General features: G+C 57.5%; 11 protein-coding genes. 5 read left to right on the top strand and 6 right to left on the bottom strand.

Going from position 1 to position 16,874, the window contains the following annotated elements; translation table 11 throughout:
* Nucleotides 1-708 precede the first annotated feature (708 nt).
* Nucleotides 709-1,890, top strand: a complete 1,182-nt coding sequence (locus tag K1Y02_10135; GenBank protein MBX7256709.1) for a hypothetical protein — start codon at nucleotides 709-711, stop codon at nucleotides 1,888-1,890.
* A 285-nt stretch (nucleotides 1,891-2,175) separates the two neighbouring features.
* On the opposite strand, the gene K1Y02_10130 is transcribed toward K1Y02_10135, so the two are convergent.
* The 6 genes from K1Y02_10130 to K1Y02_10105 all read right to left on the bottom strand — a co-directional run bounded on the left by K1Y02_10130 (nucleotide 2,176) and on the right by K1Y02_10105 (nucleotide 12,009).
* Entirely contained in the window at nucleotides 2,176-4,242 is a 2,067-nt protein-coding gene (locus tag K1Y02_10130; GenBank protein MBX7256708.1) for an ABC transporter ATP-binding protein, read from the bottom strand.
* Nucleotides 4,242-5,090: an ABC transporter permease gene (locus K1Y02_10125; protein ID MBX7256707.1), complete on the bottom strand. Its 849-nt coding sequence runs from the start codon at nucleotides 5,088-5,090 to the stop codon at nucleotides 4,242-4,244. Before K1Y02_10125 ends, K1Y02_10130 begins: the two co-directional genes overlap by 1 nt.
* Nucleotides 5,091-5,175: 85 nt before the next feature.
* A complete protein-coding gene (locus K1Y02_10120; GenBank protein MBX7256706.1) occupies nucleotides 5,176-7,557 on the bottom strand; it encodes a glycosyltransferase in 2,382 nt (793 codons plus the stop codon).
* A 122-nt stretch (nucleotides 7,558-7,679) separates the two neighbouring features.
* On the bottom strand, nucleotides 7,680-8,618 hold the full coding sequence (locus K1Y02_10115) for a DUF1559 domain-containing protein (GenBank protein ID MBX7256705.1): 939 nt from the start codon (nucleotides 8,616-8,618) through the stop codon (nucleotides 7,680-7,682).
* Between the two features lie 241 nt (nucleotides 8,619-8,859).
* On the bottom strand, nucleotides 8,860-10,278 hold the full coding sequence (locus K1Y02_10110) for a PhoPQ-activated pathogenicity-related family protein (GenBank protein MBX7256704.1): 1,419 nt from the start codon (nucleotides 10,276-10,278) through the stop codon (nucleotides 8,860-8,862).
* Nucleotides 10,279-10,419: 141 nt separating this feature from the next.
* Nucleotides 10,420-12,009, bottom strand: a complete 1,590-nt coding sequence (locus tag K1Y02_10105; protein ID MBX7256703.1) for a serine protease — start codon at nucleotides 12,007-12,009, stop codon at nucleotides 10,420-10,422.
* Nucleotides 12,010-12,353: 344 nt separating this feature from the next.
* On the opposite strand from K1Y02_10105, the gene K1Y02_10100 reads away from it, so the two are divergent.
* From K1Y02_10100 to cobA, 4 genes are all read left to right on the top strand, one after another.
* The gene (locus tag K1Y02_10100; protein ID MBX7256702.1) at nucleotides 12,354-13,202 is read left to right on the top strand and encodes a cytochrome c biogenesis protein; all 849 of its coding nucleotides are present in this window, start codon (nucleotides 12,354-12,356) and stop codon (nucleotides 13,200-13,202) included.
* Nucleotides 13,199-14,473, top strand: a complete 1,275-nt coding sequence (hemA, locus tag K1Y02_10095) for a glutamyl-tRNA reductase (protein MBX7256701.1) — start codon at nucleotides 13,199-13,201, stop codon at nucleotides 14,471-14,473. The genes K1Y02_10100 and hemA overlap by 4 nt, the downstream gene beginning before the upstream one ends.
* Before the next feature lie 34 nt (nucleotides 14,474-14,507).
* Nucleotides 14,508-15,428 carry a hydroxymethylbilane synthase gene (gene hemC, locus K1Y02_10090; protein MBX7256700.1) on the top strand — a complete coding sequence of 307 codons (921 nt, stop codon included), beginning with the start codon at nucleotides 14,508-14,510 and terminating at the stop codon, nucleotides 15,426-15,428.
* Nucleotides 15,425-16,874: uroporphyrinogen-III C-methyltransferase (gene cobA, locus K1Y02_10085; protein ID MBX7256699.1), on the top strand; the 1,450-nt coding region annotated here is incomplete at its 3' end. The genes hemC and cobA, both read left to right, overlap by 4 nt.

The raw sequence follows: 16,874 nt of genomic DNA, 5'->3' as shown, positions 1-16,874 counted from the left end.
CCACTAACACCTACCTGCCCGGTACAGTGTTCGCATAGTCGCTGACTCCACAGAATAGATTATAGACAAGTCTGATGGCAGAAGAGAAGAAGGCGTTGTTCGAAGGCGTTGTGCGAATTGCCATAGAAACGCTTCGTGTACTAGCATCAACAACTTGGATTTGCGGTCACGAATAGCAGAACAATAAAGGCGGAGCGCTCTAGGAATAGCCGTGTGAAAAGTAACGTAAACGGGAGGCATGCTTACTTGTATTCGCACGTGCTGCGAAGTTTTGGCTTTATACTGATTCCGTACACGTACTACGTCCTCACAAACTCAAGTCTAGTTTTGCTGATGCTGCCTATCTGCCTTGTCGCAAGTCCTCTGTTTCTGGCAATTTCTCTGACGGGCGTCGCGTTGCTCATCCTTTCTGTTGGATTCTTTCCGGCGCAAGCGACCACAGCAGTATTCTTGTGCGCACAAACCGTGTTAGGGATTCTTCTATTCTTCAATTCCCGTCTTGTTTCCGTGACCGAGCATGGCCGGGTCGCTTCGGCATTCGGCATAAAGAACGGTGTGGGAATTCGCTTGGCAATGCTTGCATGTCTAATCGCTGCGCTGTTTCTTATGCTCTTTCGCTCGGCGAACTTAATCATCCTGACCTGTGCCGCCGTGCAGCTCTCTTGTGCCGCGAGGTCGTTGTCACGACTCCCTGGCACGAGAACCAGAATGGACGTAGGTAGCGCGGTCGTTATGGCGGTTTCCACGGCGATCGGACTGGCAATTCTAGAATTCGGTTCTCGGTATGTAGCTCCGGCCCCAGCCCAGCCATCCAAATGTTATGAACCGGTGCCGGAATATGTCTTTACATTGAGGCCAGGCAGCAAAGGCGCGATCACGCTGATCGACAACGACGACCGGCGGATTACCGTACCGGTTAGTATTTCAGAGCAAGGCATTCGTGATGATCGCATTTACGGTCCAAAGTCACCCGATGAATTCCGCATCATCATGCTGGGAGACTCATATACGATGGGTCACGGTTTGAAGACGGACGAAACGTACGCACGTGTTCTGGAGCGCCGGCTTGCGAGTGCAGGGATCGGCAAGCGTATTGTTGTAATAAACATGGGCGTTGGAGGTTACGCGCCGTGGCAGGAGGCAGGCTTTCTGCAAGAACGAGGATTCAAGCTTGAGCCAGACTTGGTGATCTGGCAGATCTTTCCGTCAAACGACATAGCGGGAACGTATTCTCGCTTGAACAAGCTGCTGCCAACTTTCGATGTGCAGTGGGAACGTTGTTATTACAATTTCCGAAGACAGAATGAGTTCCCAATCCTGGCAGAGCGATGGCTGCAGACGCACTCGAACGTATATGCCTTAATCTCGACGAACTATAACTATGAAGGTCCCGTGATGAAATGCCTCGCGGACCTTCGCATGATGCCCGAGTACAAATACCCAAGACTTGTGCCCAAAACCGATAGACATTGGTTACGCGAACCATGTCTTGTCGAGTGGTACCCGGAACTCACCGAGGCATTCGAGATGATGTGTGCGGACATTCGTGCGCTAAAGGAGAAATGCGATAGCAGAGGCGTCGACCTAATTGGGTTTGCGCACTCGGATGAGATCTCGCTTTTCCCACAAGCGTGGGTAGTCTTGAATGAACAGAGTCACGGGTACCAATACGTAATGAACAAGGACATTCGCGTAACGCAGGAGTGTTTCCAATCCGCTGGAATTCCCTACGCGAAAGTAACGGATGCATTACTGGCACTGCCAGAAGAAGAGAGGTTGGAAGTTTTCTATCGTCAAGATGGCCACTTCTCTCCGGCTGGCGCGCGAGAAGTCGGTGCGGCGCTAGCCGACTATTTGGTCGCCGAGTACTTTCCCCGCAAGAAACACTGAGCATCTTCTCGTGACAACATGGTCGTAAAGACCAAGCCTCCGATGCCTATCGGGAGGATTGCCCTATCGGCGTCGTCATGGCTACCGGAGCTTTAGATCGTAATTTGTACGATTGGACCCGACCGTCGGCGCAAATGGGTGACGTACAAGACGTTGAGGCTATGCCATTCGGACTTCTTCTCACGAACACAATCTGTCTATGCAGAACTGCCTCACACGAAGTATCAAGTATGACGATTGCACTGGTTTTGGTATGGGTTTGCGGGCGTTCGCGAGAAATCCGGACTAGGTAGCCTCAATCGAGATTGTCCCAGAGAACAAGAGATGTCTTCCCTTATCTACATGAAAGACAAGCCGGGCAGGAGTGTGGAGAGCTTGAAGTACACGAGCATTCTCGAAATGGGCGGTGTTAAGGGCTGTCATCCGGGGATGGCTAACCGTGGCTTTGCCTGAGAAGGTTACCTTTGGCAGTGACGGACCCCACGCCGAGATTCTGCCTCCCGGACTATAGTCTGTGTTCAGATGAACCCAGTCCTTTTGACTTGTGGCAACTTGCGGAAAGATCCCTGATTCATGCTCGCTTTCCCAATGATCGTACGAGTCGCGAAGCATAACGCTGACTTGATATTCCTGGACGTCGAGAACATCCAGAGTGTCCAGCCAGAGTGAAAGATCGAAACCCGAAACGCACGGCGAAATTTCCCAAGTGAGGTGAAACGGTATCCTTCTGGATTCGCCCGATATTCGCAACGTGTCGCCGATTCGCTCAGCACTTCCCCACTGAAGGCCGATACTGTCGTTCCACAGACGGCCGATGAGCAGCGAGGAGTAAACATGCCCGAAACTTGTGAGTTCCTCTCCCCGATAGGATATTCGGATGGACCCCCGCTCGAAATAACAGGAAACATCGCCTGAGTTCACCGATCGAACAGTCTGTGTTCGGGAATGAATAGTTGCCTTTGAGGAACCCAGGTCAATAGAGGCCTCAAAGAGTTCGGTTCGACCTTTTGGTAAACGCGCTTCCTGCGCGGGGAATTGTGCATTGATCTGGAGAACGCGGGAACCAGCGACATAATCGCTGTTGTACCAGAATAGGCGGACAAACGGGTAAAGCGATTCTACGGCAATGTCGATGTTGGGAAAGACCGAATCGTCAGGAGCAAAGAGCGCAGCTTCCCTGCACGGGGCGGTGTACGACGCCACGGATGTCCAGAATGTATCCGTCGGGAGATGGTCTGGAAAGACGCCCTCTAAGTCGCCGTAGATCCATTCGCGGTAAAGCGCGGGGAAGAAGAGGTTGGCATTAATAAGCGTTACCGGAGTCGGACGGTCGCATTCAACAGCCACACTCCACTTTAGACGGTTATTCTCGATCCACATTCTCCAGATATGGACCAAGGGCAGGCGTGGCATACGTCCGCGCGCCACACAGTGGAAGGGCCCTTTCTCGACGACCGTCCATGTTGCCTCGTGGCATTGATGGCAGGCCTCCATGGAATATACCTCGGCGCGCAGGCCGCCAGAAGCACTGACTTCTACCTGATCTCGGAAAAGTGATATCCGCCCGTTTGCAAAGATGGCATCCAGATTGCCCTCTTTGAACGTGTGCACTCCCTTCGGCGACCCCGTTTGCCGCAGGTAGTATTCGATGGTTTGTTGCGGCGATCCGCGGGTGACCATCTCGCCTTTGGTGAGGAGAACTACATGGTTGCACAGCGCGTGGACCAATCCGAGATCGTGCGAGACAAAAATGATTGTCTTTCCTTGGTCGCGCAAATCGATGATGCGCTGGCGGCATTTGCGCTGGAATTCTTCGTCGCCCACGGCAAGAACTTCGTCGACGAGGAAGATGTCGGGGTTGGCGTGTACGGCCACGGAGAAGGCGAGGCGCACAAACATGCCGCTGGAGTAGGTTTCCACGGGGTTGTCGATGAAAGGCTCAATGCCCGAAAACTCGACGATACGGTCGAACACGCCGTCAACGTCTTTGTGGGACATGCCAAGAATGCGGCCGTTGAGGTAGACGTTTTCGCGCCCCGTGAGCAATGGATGGAAGCCCGCGCCTAGTTCAAGAAGCGAAGCCATCCGTCCGTGTACCCGCACGTGACCGCTGGTCGGCGCCGTGACTCCCGCAAGGATCTTCAGCAGGGTGCTCTTGCCGGAACCGTTGGGACCGATGATTCCAAACGAATCGCCTGGTTCCACGTTGAACGTGATTCCACGCAACGCGTCAAAGTACTCGGTTTTGCGGCCCCGCAACGTGTCGAACAGTCCGCGGCGTCCCAGCAGCATGCCGGTGCCGCGTCGCGTGGCGAATTTCTTGCCTACATTTTCTAATTCGATGATGGGCATTAGAGATGATCGGCGATGGTGGCCGCGTTACGTCGAAACATCACGATGCCAAGCAGCAGGACGATTACGGCGATTGCGAGAGGATAGAGCATTAGGTCCAGCGAAGGCGCGCGATTGTCCAGCAGAACTTGCCGGAACGAGGAGATGATCCCCACCATCGGGTTCAGCATGTACAACTTCAGTGCAAGCGAATTGCCCGCCGCGGCGCTAACTTGTTCGATGCTGTAGAAGATGGGCGTTGCATAGAATCCGAACGTCAGCGCTACCTCGACGATGTAACCGACGTCGCGGTAGTAGACATTGAGATATGCGCACAACAGCGCGATGCCAGTCGTGAGGATCAGTTGGATAAGAAAGATCACGGGAGTCCATAGCGCGTTCCAGCCGAATCCCCCTTCGAGCCAGATTCGCACAACCATGAAAAGCAGGAAACCGATGATGCCGTTCACGATGCAGATGCCCATGGACGCCAGCGGCATCACTTCTCGCGGGAAATAGGCCTTCTTGACCAGATCGTGGTTGTCGAGCAGTGAAGACGTCGCCCGTCCGACGGAGGTCGCGAACATTTGCCAGAAGACAAGGCCACACAAGATGTGGACAATCATAGGATGGTCGCCGGACAATCCGGCAGCCCTTCCCGCAAACACATGAGTAAACACAAACGTCAGTATCAGCGTGAACGCAAGGGGCTGCAGTACCGTCCACATGAACCCGACCACGGTATTGCGATACCGTGCCCGAAGATCCTTGGAGACTAGATCGTAGATGAGGCCCCGGCTTCGAATCAGGTCGGGCAGTACCCGTCGAACCTGTCTCGCATAGGCGTCGCTGTAAACAAGTGAACTCATACCCCGTACTCTACCTTAGCGGCAGACACACCGCCAATCTTGAACACCCGCCGTCGGTCGGCTGCCCCCAACAATGAAGTCTTGGTCAACGGTGCTTGATCGTCCCGTACCACTGGCTGCCGCCGTGGTCCAGATGCAGCACCGGAAGTCCGCTTAAGCGCACCGGGGGTCCGAAGGTGTGGATGATGCGCACTCCGAACCGCATGTCCGAACCTTCGAAGTGATCCAGTTCTTCATACTGCACTTTGTCCCAGCAGGACGCACGCACGCATTGGAAAAAGCCCACAGGGACTCCATGCGCTTCACGCAGCCGGAACTCGCTGGCATCGGAAAGCAAGTCATCCCAATCGCGCCACGGCAATATTTCGCCAAGCAGTATTTTCGCTGTTGTTTCCGGCGATAACATCTTGCGGCCGTCCGCGGCGAGGAAGTAACTGTCGGTCTTCAACTTGTCGATGCTCTGAAACATATTCGGCGGCACAACGATATCCGAGTCAATGAGAACGATCCATTCGCCCGAGGCCATCTTGACGGTTTCGTTGATGATGAAGCCCTTGGAATTGGCGTATTTCTCCTGGAACGGCGAGCGATGAATACGCAGATCCGGGTGCGTCATTTGCAGGCTGTCGAGAAGGTCATCGGTGGGGTCCAGGCCAGGCACGTAGGCCACGATGACTTCGAGTTTGCGCATGTCGAACCCGCGCTGGTTCGCGAGACTCAGCAATACGGCCTGCAAACGGCGCGCATAGCGGGTGCTGACAATCACCACGGAATACGTTGGCTTTGGAAGGGCGGAGGTTTCACTGGTCTCCTCTGTCCAGATGTCCACAAACTGGCTGAGGATCTCCGATTCGATGTTCCATATGGACAATCGCAGTTCGGTGGCCGAGGCCAACCGCACGGGCGCGTAGAACAGCCCCTCGAACTCCGTCGGGCGAACGAGTTGGCCATCGCGCAAAAAGACGTAGTGTCCGTCCGCCTCGACGTGCAGCGTTAAGGTATGTCGATACGCCTCCATTGGGCACACGATGCGGCAATGCCGTCCCAGGCTGAAGCCGATATAGTCGGCAATCCCTCCTCCGAACGTAACCGACACGGTATAGGGGGCCGTCAAGCGCGCCAGCGGCCAACTGAGTTTCTCGCCGTTTGAGAGCGAACGCCACTGCACCGCGCCCTCGAACTGGGCGAACATCGCGTCATCCGTGCCGTATTCGCGCGGGGTGATGCGCCGCGTCGGTATGCTGTTGCTCGTGAGGTCGTTTGCTTTCTTCGCAAGCGCGATCTGCCCTTCCGTAAACCTGCCGCGCCCCGCGTCGAACGCGTCGTAGTATCTCGGGCGGTCTGCGCAAAAGTGCATGGGCGATACGATGAGTTCGCCTGCGCGCGGCAATGCCGTGAGCGACGGACATACGCGCTTGACGTCGGGAGTAATGCCGTCGCAGATGCGCCGCATGCAACACGTACCGCATACCGGATCGCCATCCAGTTTCGTTCGGTCGTCTGCCTGCGCGAAGGCCGCATTGTCGAGAATGTCGTCGGAGGGGCGGATGTGTGGTGTCTTCGGAATGAACCGCAGATGCCGCGTCAGTTTTCGCCACGCAACGGCCCACAGGTAGGGAACGGGCCTGCTGACGAGCAACGGAAGCACGCGCGCGTCGATAGGGTCTTTGAAGAGGGTGTGCCGCGCGAGAAGCATCGTCACGATCTTCCCCGCGACAATCGGACTCCGGCGATACAGCAACTGCGCGAGTTGATACGCCTTCTCGCGGTACTGTTGATGATCCAGCACGAACTGGCGTGAGTTCAGCACATTCGGCCAGAGTCGCTCATCCACTCCGCAAAATGGAAGGCCAACTATATTGATCTCGATTCCCTTTGCCTGGAGGGCGTCTGCAAGGGCAGCAGACTGGCTTGCCCAATCTGGGTCTGTGCCATTCTGCTTTGTCGAACTGGTCGCGAAGGGGTCCGCGAGGCACACATTCACGGAGACGACGCCATGCTCGGCGAAATCGGTGGCCCACGCATCGGCGTTGAAGGCAGGCCCGAACGGCGCGCGCACCTGCAAACGCACCGGAATCCGGCATTCGCGGCAGGCGTCCATCCATGCGCGGACGTTGGCATCGGAGGGCGAAGGCCCAGCCAAATAGACGTCCCACGGGGCGAGTGCCTTGAGTTCCTCCGCGCTGGGAGGCGCGGACGCGCAGTTGGTGCGGATCGAAAGCTTTGTGTCGAGCGTGTCGGCACACGCGGTCATCTCACGGAAGACGCCCGCGTTGAATGCGTCGAAAAACACATCGATCTTGGGCGTCTTGTAGGCGGTTCGGCTCAGCCGGATCCACTTGTTCAATACGACCTGCGGAAACGGCGAGCCCTTCGCGTTCACGGCGGGAATCAGACCTCGAACCGGTGCGACGCGAATACTTGCTCCCGCGGCATCCGGGGATGTTTCGAGGAGACTGTCGTTCAAGGAAACCTCGCGAATTACGCCTATTTCAGGGGTGAGGAGAAAGTATAGTCGCCTTGGCGAAGACTTTCAAAACAACAGCGCCGCCCCCTGGATGAGGGCGGCGCGTGGCAGCAAATAACGGACTACAGCGTATCGATAGCGCGCATCATCATGGCCCACGAGCTGGCTACGGGCCAATCGCTGGGATACTTGAGAAACGAGACATGTCCATCAAGGTAGAGGACATTCGCCCCGCCCGGGATATGGTTGAAGCTGCCGCCATTCAATTGAACGTTGGCGTTGATGTCGTCGTGCATGATCGGCAGGTCGCTCTGGGCCTTCGAGGAGGCAGCGGCGTTGTTGATGTCGGAGACGAAGAAGCGTTCGATGCCCTCGCGCAAACGGTAGAGCGGTCTTCCACCGACGTCGAAGTCTTCGTCGAAAACGGAGTAATCGGCGGTCGTGTAGGCTTCGCCGACGCGCGTAACGAGTTCCGTCACGACGTCCAGAAACGCGGGATTGAGCAGGCCGAGAAAGGCGCCAATATCGTCTTCGGGGTTGTTGAGGTTTGCGATGTCCGCGAGGTACAACTCGGGCGAAAGCGCCCAACTGTAGTAGATGTACGACATGTTGTGCACGAGCCACGGATTGATCGGACTCGTCGCGTCGTTTTCGGGGCAGTGCCACCACTCGCCCGAATCCACCTTGCTGCTGCGCGGATCGGACGGGCAAATGAGCGTGTTGAAGTCGGTGAGGTACTCCGGATAAATCGCGGGCCCATGGGGCGTTGTTGCGCGCGCAAACGAGGCGTCGGCGTTGGGTCCGTTGCAGCCGTCTACCAAGGGTATCGTGAGATCGATGATGGCCGTTCGTATCGGGGGCAGCAATTCACCCTTGGATTCCCCCGAATACATCTTGAAGATTACGCCCATCTGTTTGAGGTTATTCTGACACGATGCGCGGCGCGCGGCCTCGCGAGCCCTCGCCAACGCGGGCAACAGGATCGCCGCCAAGATGCCGATAATGGCGATTACGACCAACAACTCGATCAGGGTAAATCCGTACTTCTTTGTACTGCTCACTGCAACCTCCTACTGCAACATTTCGACACCGCTGTTTAACCGTGGATTCCCCCTCACCCCGCAGGAAGGTTGGCAAGAATTGCTTCACGCCGTCGCGGGGCCGGTTTCTGGCGAAACCGAGCCCACATCATACGAACCGGCGAAAGGCGGCGCAACGGAGAAGTCCGCTCACAAGAAAAGGACCGTCTCGGAGCGCCCAGTACGAGCGTCCGAGACGGCTTCATGTCATAACCAAAGCGCGCTATTTCGCGCCTGGATACGTGTCAGGGACGATGCTGATGCCAGTCGTGAACTTGAACGGAGATTGGAATCCGGGGTTCGGGAATTCCATCTCCAACAGGAAGGCCGTATAACCCTTTTCGGGAGCCTGTATTGCGGCGCGGTACACGCCCGGCTCGGTCTCCTCGGCGGGAGAACTCACGTATGCCTTGCCGATTTTCTCCAGACGGAAATCGCGTCCCTCGGGATTTGTCGCTTGCCACAGCAAGACCTGCGTGGGTTTGTCTTCGCAGCGTACCTCGAGCGAGCCGTCCGCTCCCTTGCTCCAGGTGAACTTTGGACGCGGCGTGTTGGTGAGAACCGCGTTATAAAACGACGCCATGTTGAAATAGGCTTCCGGCGAAAGACCGTGATCGGTATTCGGTATGTAGCGGAGGTATTTCTCGCCCTTCAAGTCGTCGAAATAAAACTTCCACGAGTCCGGCGGGAAGAACTGGTCGCCTGCCGCGTTGATGATGTACTTGGGCATGGTCAACCGGTCGATATAGGAATACGGGTCGACAACCGCTTCCAATGCCTTGAACTCCGGCGTGTGCATCCGATCCATGATATGCATTTCGTCGTAATTGCCAACCGCCGGCGCCCAGAATCCGTACGCGGCGAAATGGTTGTCGAGCGACTTCGCCACGTTCAGCACGTCGATCACCGCCGGCGCGATGCCAACCACGCGTTTGTCGACTGCAGCAGTAGTCCAGGTGGTCCAACCCCGCTTGGAGCCGCCGCACACGAAGAAGCCCGTGATTTGAGGGTACTCCTTCTGGACCAAATCCATGGCGCGCACAACGGCTTTGGTCATGGGTAGGCGGGCCAGCCAAATCGGATCCTGCGTCACCAGGAACTTGTCCCAGCCATAAGCGATTAGGGAGTCTTCCTTTCTCCCGGATTCCTTGTATTGTTCATCTTTCTCTTCCGTGAAGTGCAACGGCTGGTTGGGGATCTGTTTGATCTCCACCAATATCGATTTGGTCATTACGGCCACTTGCGCCAGCATGCCGTCGGCTTCGGGCACGTCTTGGCCGCCGTTGCCGCCGCCGCCGATGAAGAGGAGCGTCTGGTTGTACTTGACCTCCTTCGGAATGACAACGATTACCCAGTGCTCCCACTTGGTGCGATCGACCTTCGTGGTGTCCAGCCACTCCTGGGAAACCAAGTGGTAAGTACGCGCCGTATACGCGTCTTTTTGGTCTTCTCGTGCAGGTTTTGGATCGTAAGTGAACGCGGGATCGGGTTTGGCTACGTACTCGTCAAGCGGAGTTTGCGACGACTTTTCCACCGCGGAATCGGTCGACGGTGACAACGATGTCGAACATCCGCAAAAGGAAAGACACAATGCGATGACCAGAATCCAGGAGGTCAGAGGGGGGATCTGACATTTCTTCATGATGCGGCTCCTTACCGTGTGAAGGTCTATAAGGGGCCGCCAGTGTAGCACCTGCCAGGGGCAAATCCAAAGCAGAAAATAGGTCGAAATTCCGGGTATTCGAGGATACCCGGCCCACAGGGGGTCCTGACTCTTCCGCTGCTATCTTGAGAGCAGTCCGCCCAAGGCTGCAAAGGGTGCGGCCATCAAGCGAAACGCCGTGCGCGCCGAGGGCGATTCGTCCACGGCGGTGGCCACCTTGGGAGAATTCGCGTAGTAGGCATCCACGAGCGATTTGCCCCAAGAGGTCTTGACGAGGGCCTCGTCGCGAAGGGCGCGTAAGTCCTGCAATACCTGCGGGTTATCGACAAATGCCTTCGCGGCCGCGCACCCGGTCGAAGGGTCGCTGCCGGGGTCGGGAGGGGTCGTCCCGGTCAGATAGTCTTGAATCTGGCTGTAGAAATCCCGCAATGACGTGTACCAATCCACATTCCCAGTGGTGTTGCTGCACGAGTGGGTTGGGCCGCCGCTGAGGGTTCCCGTAATGCGATAACTCGAATTCACGAACAGAAGCGGGCTGCCCGAGGAGCCACCTTCCGTGACGCCATCGTCCCAATGTACCTTGGTTTCATTCTGGTAGGAATCGAAGGTCTGATCGATGGAGACTACGGTGCCATAAGATATCCGCTGCGCGGTGCCTGCCGGAAAATGGATCGCGATGATGGGTTCATTGACGATTGGGTCGCGGACGTCCCAGCCGAGGTAAGCCCTGCCGTTCGTTCCAGACGGCACCGTGTCCAACTGCATGAGCGTCAGGTCGTAGGTGCCGCTGGATGCCAGCATCTTGACTCCGTTACTGCGCGGCATACCCGACAAGGAGGGTGGGGTGTAGTTCGCGCACGACGTGGAGCGCCAGTCCCACACGATATCGACCCCGCTTGCAGAAGCTGTCTCTGGTACGCAGTGAGCGGAGGTAAGGAAGTATGGCTCAAGTGCCGCGGTGTCCGCGTTGTTTATGAGCGAGCCCGTGCACAAGGCCGAATCGCCGGATCCCGAGGGTATGACGATCATGCCAACGCCGGTCGATGCTGTCTGGACGGCGGTGGTGGAGTCGCAATTGATGTTGTTATTGCACGAAAGCGCTTTTAAGGTTTGCTCGAAGCTTCTGAAAAAGTGGGAGAATTCGATCAGACGCACCTCTGGCAGCGACCCGGTGGCGCTTCGCACCATCAATACGCATGACTCGCCTTCGGTCGTGGGCAGCCAGCGTCCATCATCGGTGTTGTCGGCGGCCGTAAACGGCCCAAAAGCACGCGGCCCAGTCAGGTCGACTACCCAGACTTCTTCGCCGTCCTGCAACTGCGACAAGTCAACGTGAAGGCGCAAGGCGTACGCGTCAATCGAGGTAATGGCCGCTTGATGGACGGTGTACGCGCCATCGACGAATCCCTCGCCGAAGAGATCCTCCGAACCCTGATCGACAGGGTACCCCGCGCCGACCATGAAGTTCTTTTCGGCCTCGGCATATTGCTGCAGGAAGGCGTTTTGACCTTCCATTTCGGCGTAGGTATTGGTTCGGCCGATGCGTTCCATGTATTTGGCGAGCGTTGACTTTGGCAGGGGATTCAGTTGGGCTTCAAGTTCCGCTTTGGAGGTCACTGCAGGGGCGACCACCATGTCCGCATAGTCCTGAGCACTGCCCGCTTGGACCGCCAGCACAGCCAATCCTAGAATAATCAATAGGTTACGCACGTCTTACCACTCCACTGCCTCGTCGAACACTACGATTCGCCAACCAAAGGAAGACTCCCTCGATGGCCCATGTATTATACCCGCCACTTCTTCATACGTTATCTGCCCTTACCATTTACGCTAACGCAAAACCTCAGGGTAATTCGAACTCAGGCCGCTGAACTTACTTCACATCTAGTTGATTCAACGGTTTAAGGCGTTACATGCCAGTCTTCAATCCGGATGCTTTCGTGCAATGCGTCTTCTCCTGTCTCTTCATATTGGCAATTGACCCGCAAAGCCCGCTATTCTGTAGCGTCCGAAAGCAAGTATGTCCCCGGAAGCAAATTTGAGAGAGTGGAACCATGACATCGGCCATTTACGGAACCTTCTCACTAGCGTTCTTTCTGTACGTGGCGTCCGCAGCCACCGCCGGATGGTACCTGCACAGCGGGGGCAAGCGGATTCTGCGGGTGACCCACGTGCTGGTCATGATCGGGTCCGTCGTCCTTGCCACCACGATCGCCTTGCGCTGGATCGCGTGGGGGCGCTTGCCTTTGACGACAATGGCCGACGCGTTAAACCTGTTTATCGTCCTTACGTCGCTTGTCGTGGCTATCGTGGCGCACCGGGGCGCGCAACACGCTATCCTCTGCCTCTACACGCCACCGCTGGTTGCCTTGTTCACCGTGAACGCCGTCATCGCGTTTAGCGACCTCCACAGCGAACCGAAAGAACTCAACGGCGCGTTCCTTGCCGTGCACGTGGGATTGGCCGTGCTGGCGTACGCGTTGTTCTTTGTCGCGAGTATCACCAGCATCGCCTATGTGGTTCAGGCGCGTGGATTGAAGCAAATACGCACGTCGGGGCTGGTGAAGAAGCTGCCTGCCCTCGAGCAACTCGATAAGACGCTCTACTTTCTCATCGCGCTGGGTTACATCTTCTTTGGCATCACGCTGGTGCTTGGCATGATCTGGGCCTACATCGACCGCGACGCTCTCGGCCCCTATTGGTTCCTGTCGCCGAAGATTTTCCGCGCTGCGTTCATGGTGCTGTTGTATTCGACAGCGTTTCACGCGCGAAGGCGCGGACAGTTGCGCGGACAACGGCTCGCCTATCTTGTCTTTGTCGGGTTTACGATCATGCTGGCCGGGTATCTTGTGCTCGGGCTGTTCGACGTGCAGGACTACAATTTCTGGAGCACCTCTTCATGAGCCTGGTGGTCTCAGGATTGAGCCATCATACGAGTCCGGTTGAGCTCCGGGAACGCCTTCATTTTCCCGAAGCCCAGTTGCCGGCGGCGCTTCTGCGTCTGCGCAGGCACTTGGACGATGCCGGCGTTGTCATTCTCAGCACGTGCAACCGTGTGGAGATTTACGCCAATACGCCCGAAGCATGCGACGATTCGTTCTCGCGCATTCGCGGCTTTCTCAGCGAGTGGCACGGCATCCCTGAAGGCGAGTTTGCGGAGATGCTCTACGAGCGCGATGGCCGCGACGCCGTCGGTCACCTCTTCCATGTCGCGTCGAGTCTTGACAGCCTGGTCGTGGGAGAAGGCCAAATCCTGGGACAGGTTCACGACGCCTATCTGATTGCCCAGGCCGAGCAGTCCACCGACAAGATCATCAGCCAACTGTTTCAACGCGCGTTTTCCGTTGCGAAAGACGTGCGGTCGCGCAGCGGCATCAGCGAAGGCAAAGTATCCGTGGGCAGTGTGGCCGTCGATCTTGCCGTTTCTATCTTTATCAATCTCACCGGCAAGACCGTGATGGTGATCGGGTCGGGCAAGATGGGCGAACTTGCGCTCAAGAGCCTTGTCTCGCGCGGCGTGTCGCATGTGTTGCTCGTGAATCGCACTCAAGAGAAGGCCGCCGAACTTGCGGATCGCATTCACGGCGAGCCGATTGCCTTGAGCGATCTCGACAACCATCTGCACCGCGCCGACATCATCATTACGTCTACGGGCGCGCGAGACTACTTGTTGAAGCAGCCCGACTTCGAGAAAGCCTTGCGTAATCGGGCGCACGCGCCGATGTTCGTGATCGATATCGCGGTACCGCGCAACGTGGATCCGAGCGTCAACGAGCTCGACAACGTGTATCTCTATGACATCGACAGTCTGCAGCAGGTCACGGAAAGCAATTTGGAGGCGCGCAGGAAGGAAATCGCGAAGTGCGTGGAAATTGTCGACGCGGGCGTCGACAACTTCTGGCAGTGGCATCAGGGGTTGGTTGCGGAGCCGACGATCGTTTCCATGTCGGAGGAGTTGCACGCGATTCGCGAGCGCGAACTCGCCAAGACGCTTGCCTCGCTTCCGGATTTGACGGACAAGCAGCGCGACGAGATTGCGTATTTGTCGAAACGCATCGTCAATGCGATTTTACAGCGTCCCATGACGCAACTGAAGCGCGAAGTAGCCCATCACGATCCGAATACCGTGCTGCACCTGGTGAAACGTCTGTTCGGACTTCGCGAGACGCCGTGATGAGACCAATTGCAGGCAGGGAGATCCGGGCAGTATGACACGATCGCTGACTATAGGCAGCCGAGGCAGCAAACTTGCTCTGACACAGTCCAATTTCATCGCCGATGCGATACGCGCGTTGGAACCCGGGCTGGAGGTGCGGGTAGAGATCATCCACACGAAAGGCGACAAGATTCTCGATGCCCCGCTCGCACAGATAGGCGGCAAGGGACTCTTCACCAAGGAACTCGAAGTCGCGTTGCAGGATGCACGCATCGACCTTGCCGTGCACAGCCTGAAAGATCTACCCACGGAGTTGCCCGAGGGCCTTACGTTGGCCGCCGTACCCAAACGCGAGAGTCCCTACGACGCCTTCGTGTGTTCGAAGTGGACCAGCGTGGATGACCTGCCCGCGAATGCGCGCGTAGGCACATCGAGCCTGCGGCGCGGCGCGCAACTACGCGCATACCGTTCCGATCTCGAAATCGTGCCCATTCGCGGCAACGTGGAAACGCGGCTGCGCCGCGTGGAGGAGGGCGCCGTTGACGCGGCCGTGCTCGCGTGCGCCGGATTGAACCGCCTCGCGCTGGGCCATGCCGTGCTCTACGCGCTCGATGTCGACGTCATGATTCCCGCGCCGGCGCAAGGGGCGCTCGGTATTGAAGCGCGCGCCGATGACGCCAAGACGTTGGCATTGCTGCAACGGTTGACGGATTCGCAGACCCTTGCGGAAGTGCGCGCGGAACGCGCGTGTCTGGCAACGCTTGAAGGCGGGTGCCAGGTTCCGTTGGGGGCATTGGCGCGTCTGAACGGCGGCGAACTCGAATTGACGGCCTGCGTGTGCACTCCCGACGGCGAGAAGGTACTGCGGACTACGGAGCGGGGAATCGCCGACGAAGCGGAATCGCTCGGCATCCAAGCGGCGGAGGCCTTGATCGCGAACGGCGCGGCTGCGATCATCGCATCGGTGCGATGAGCGATGTAACCGGAAAAGTATTTCTTGTTGGAGCGGGGCCAGGCGACCCCGGCCTCTTGACCGTGCGCGGCAAAGAGTGCCTCGAGCGCGCCGACGTGGTGTTGTACGACGCGCTGTCGAACGAAGTGTTGACCGAGTACGCGCCCAACGCCGAGAAGATCTTCGCCGGAAAATCTCCGGACAAACACATGCTGCTGCAGGAGGAAATCAACCGCCTACTGATCGATCTCGCCCGGCAAGGCAAGCGCGTCGTGCGGCTCAAGGGCGGCGATCCGTTTGTGTTCGGACGCGGCGGCGAAGAGGCACTGGCGTTGGCGGAGAACGGCATACCCTACGAGGTCGTGCCGGGCGTTACGGCCGGTATCGCCGTGCCCGCCTACGCGGGAATCCCCGTGACGCACCGCGGTCTTTCTACAAGTTGCATGTTCATCACGGGTCACGACGAAGACCTGCTTGATGAAGAAGAGACGGATTTTGCGCATATCGCCGTGCAGGGTACGTTGTGTTTCTTCATGGGCGTGAAGAATCTCCCGACGCTGGTGAAGCAGGTCATCGCGCTGGGGCGAGCGCCCGAGACTCCTGCCGCCGTGATTACATGGGGCACGTTGCCCAAGCAACGCACCATCGTTGCGACGTTGGCGACGCTGGAAGAGGTTTGCGACCGCGAGAAACCCACCCCGCCCGCCTTGGTCGTCGTCGGCGATGTGGTTCGACTTCACAATCAACTGAGCTGGTTCGAGAGCCGTCCGCTCTTCGGGCGGCGCGTCGTCGTGACGCGCGCGCGCGCGCAGGCGGCCGAACTGGTGCGGCGTCTGTACGAACTCGGCGCGGACGTGTTCGAGTTTCCGACCATCGAAATCGAACCCGCGCCGATCTCGGAACCGTTCGACTACATCGGCACGTACAACTGGGTCGTGATGACCAGCGTGAACGGCGTCGAGATGCTGTTCGAGCGATTGGAAGAACTTGGTCAGGATGCGCGAGACCTCGCGAACGTGAAACTGTGCGCGATTGGTTCCGCGACGGCAGAGGCCGTACGCAAACGGTTTCTTAACGTCGATTTGATGCCCGAGAAATATGTGGCCGAAGATCTGCTGACAGCGCTCGTGCAACGCGAAGGCGAACTAGAGGGCAAGCGTTTCTTGTTGCCGCGCGCGGACATTGCGCGGAGCTTTCTGCCCGAAGAGCTGCGCAAGCGCGGCGCTGTTGTCACCGAACTTGTCGCGTACCGCACCGTCGCGCCCAAGACCTCCGACGAATTGGCCGAACAACTCGCCGCGTACCGTCCCGATCTGGTTACGTTCACCAGTTCGTCCACTGCGCGAAATTTTGCCGAGATACTCGGCGCAACGCGGCTCGATGCGGTGGCGCTCACGGCGCAGTTCGCGTCCATCGGTCCCATCACGTCGAAGACCGCCGCCGAGTTGGGCATGCCGGTGACCATAG

Source organism: Candidatus Hydrogenedentota bacterium (genome assembly GCA_019695095.1).
In the GTDB taxonomy this organism is placed as follows: domain Bacteria; phylum Hydrogenedentota; class Hydrogenedentia; order Hydrogenedentales; family SLHB01; genus JAIBAQ01.
The sequence above is the reverse complement of the archived record's forward strand: the minus strand, read 5'-3'. Positions and strand labels throughout refer to the sequence as shown.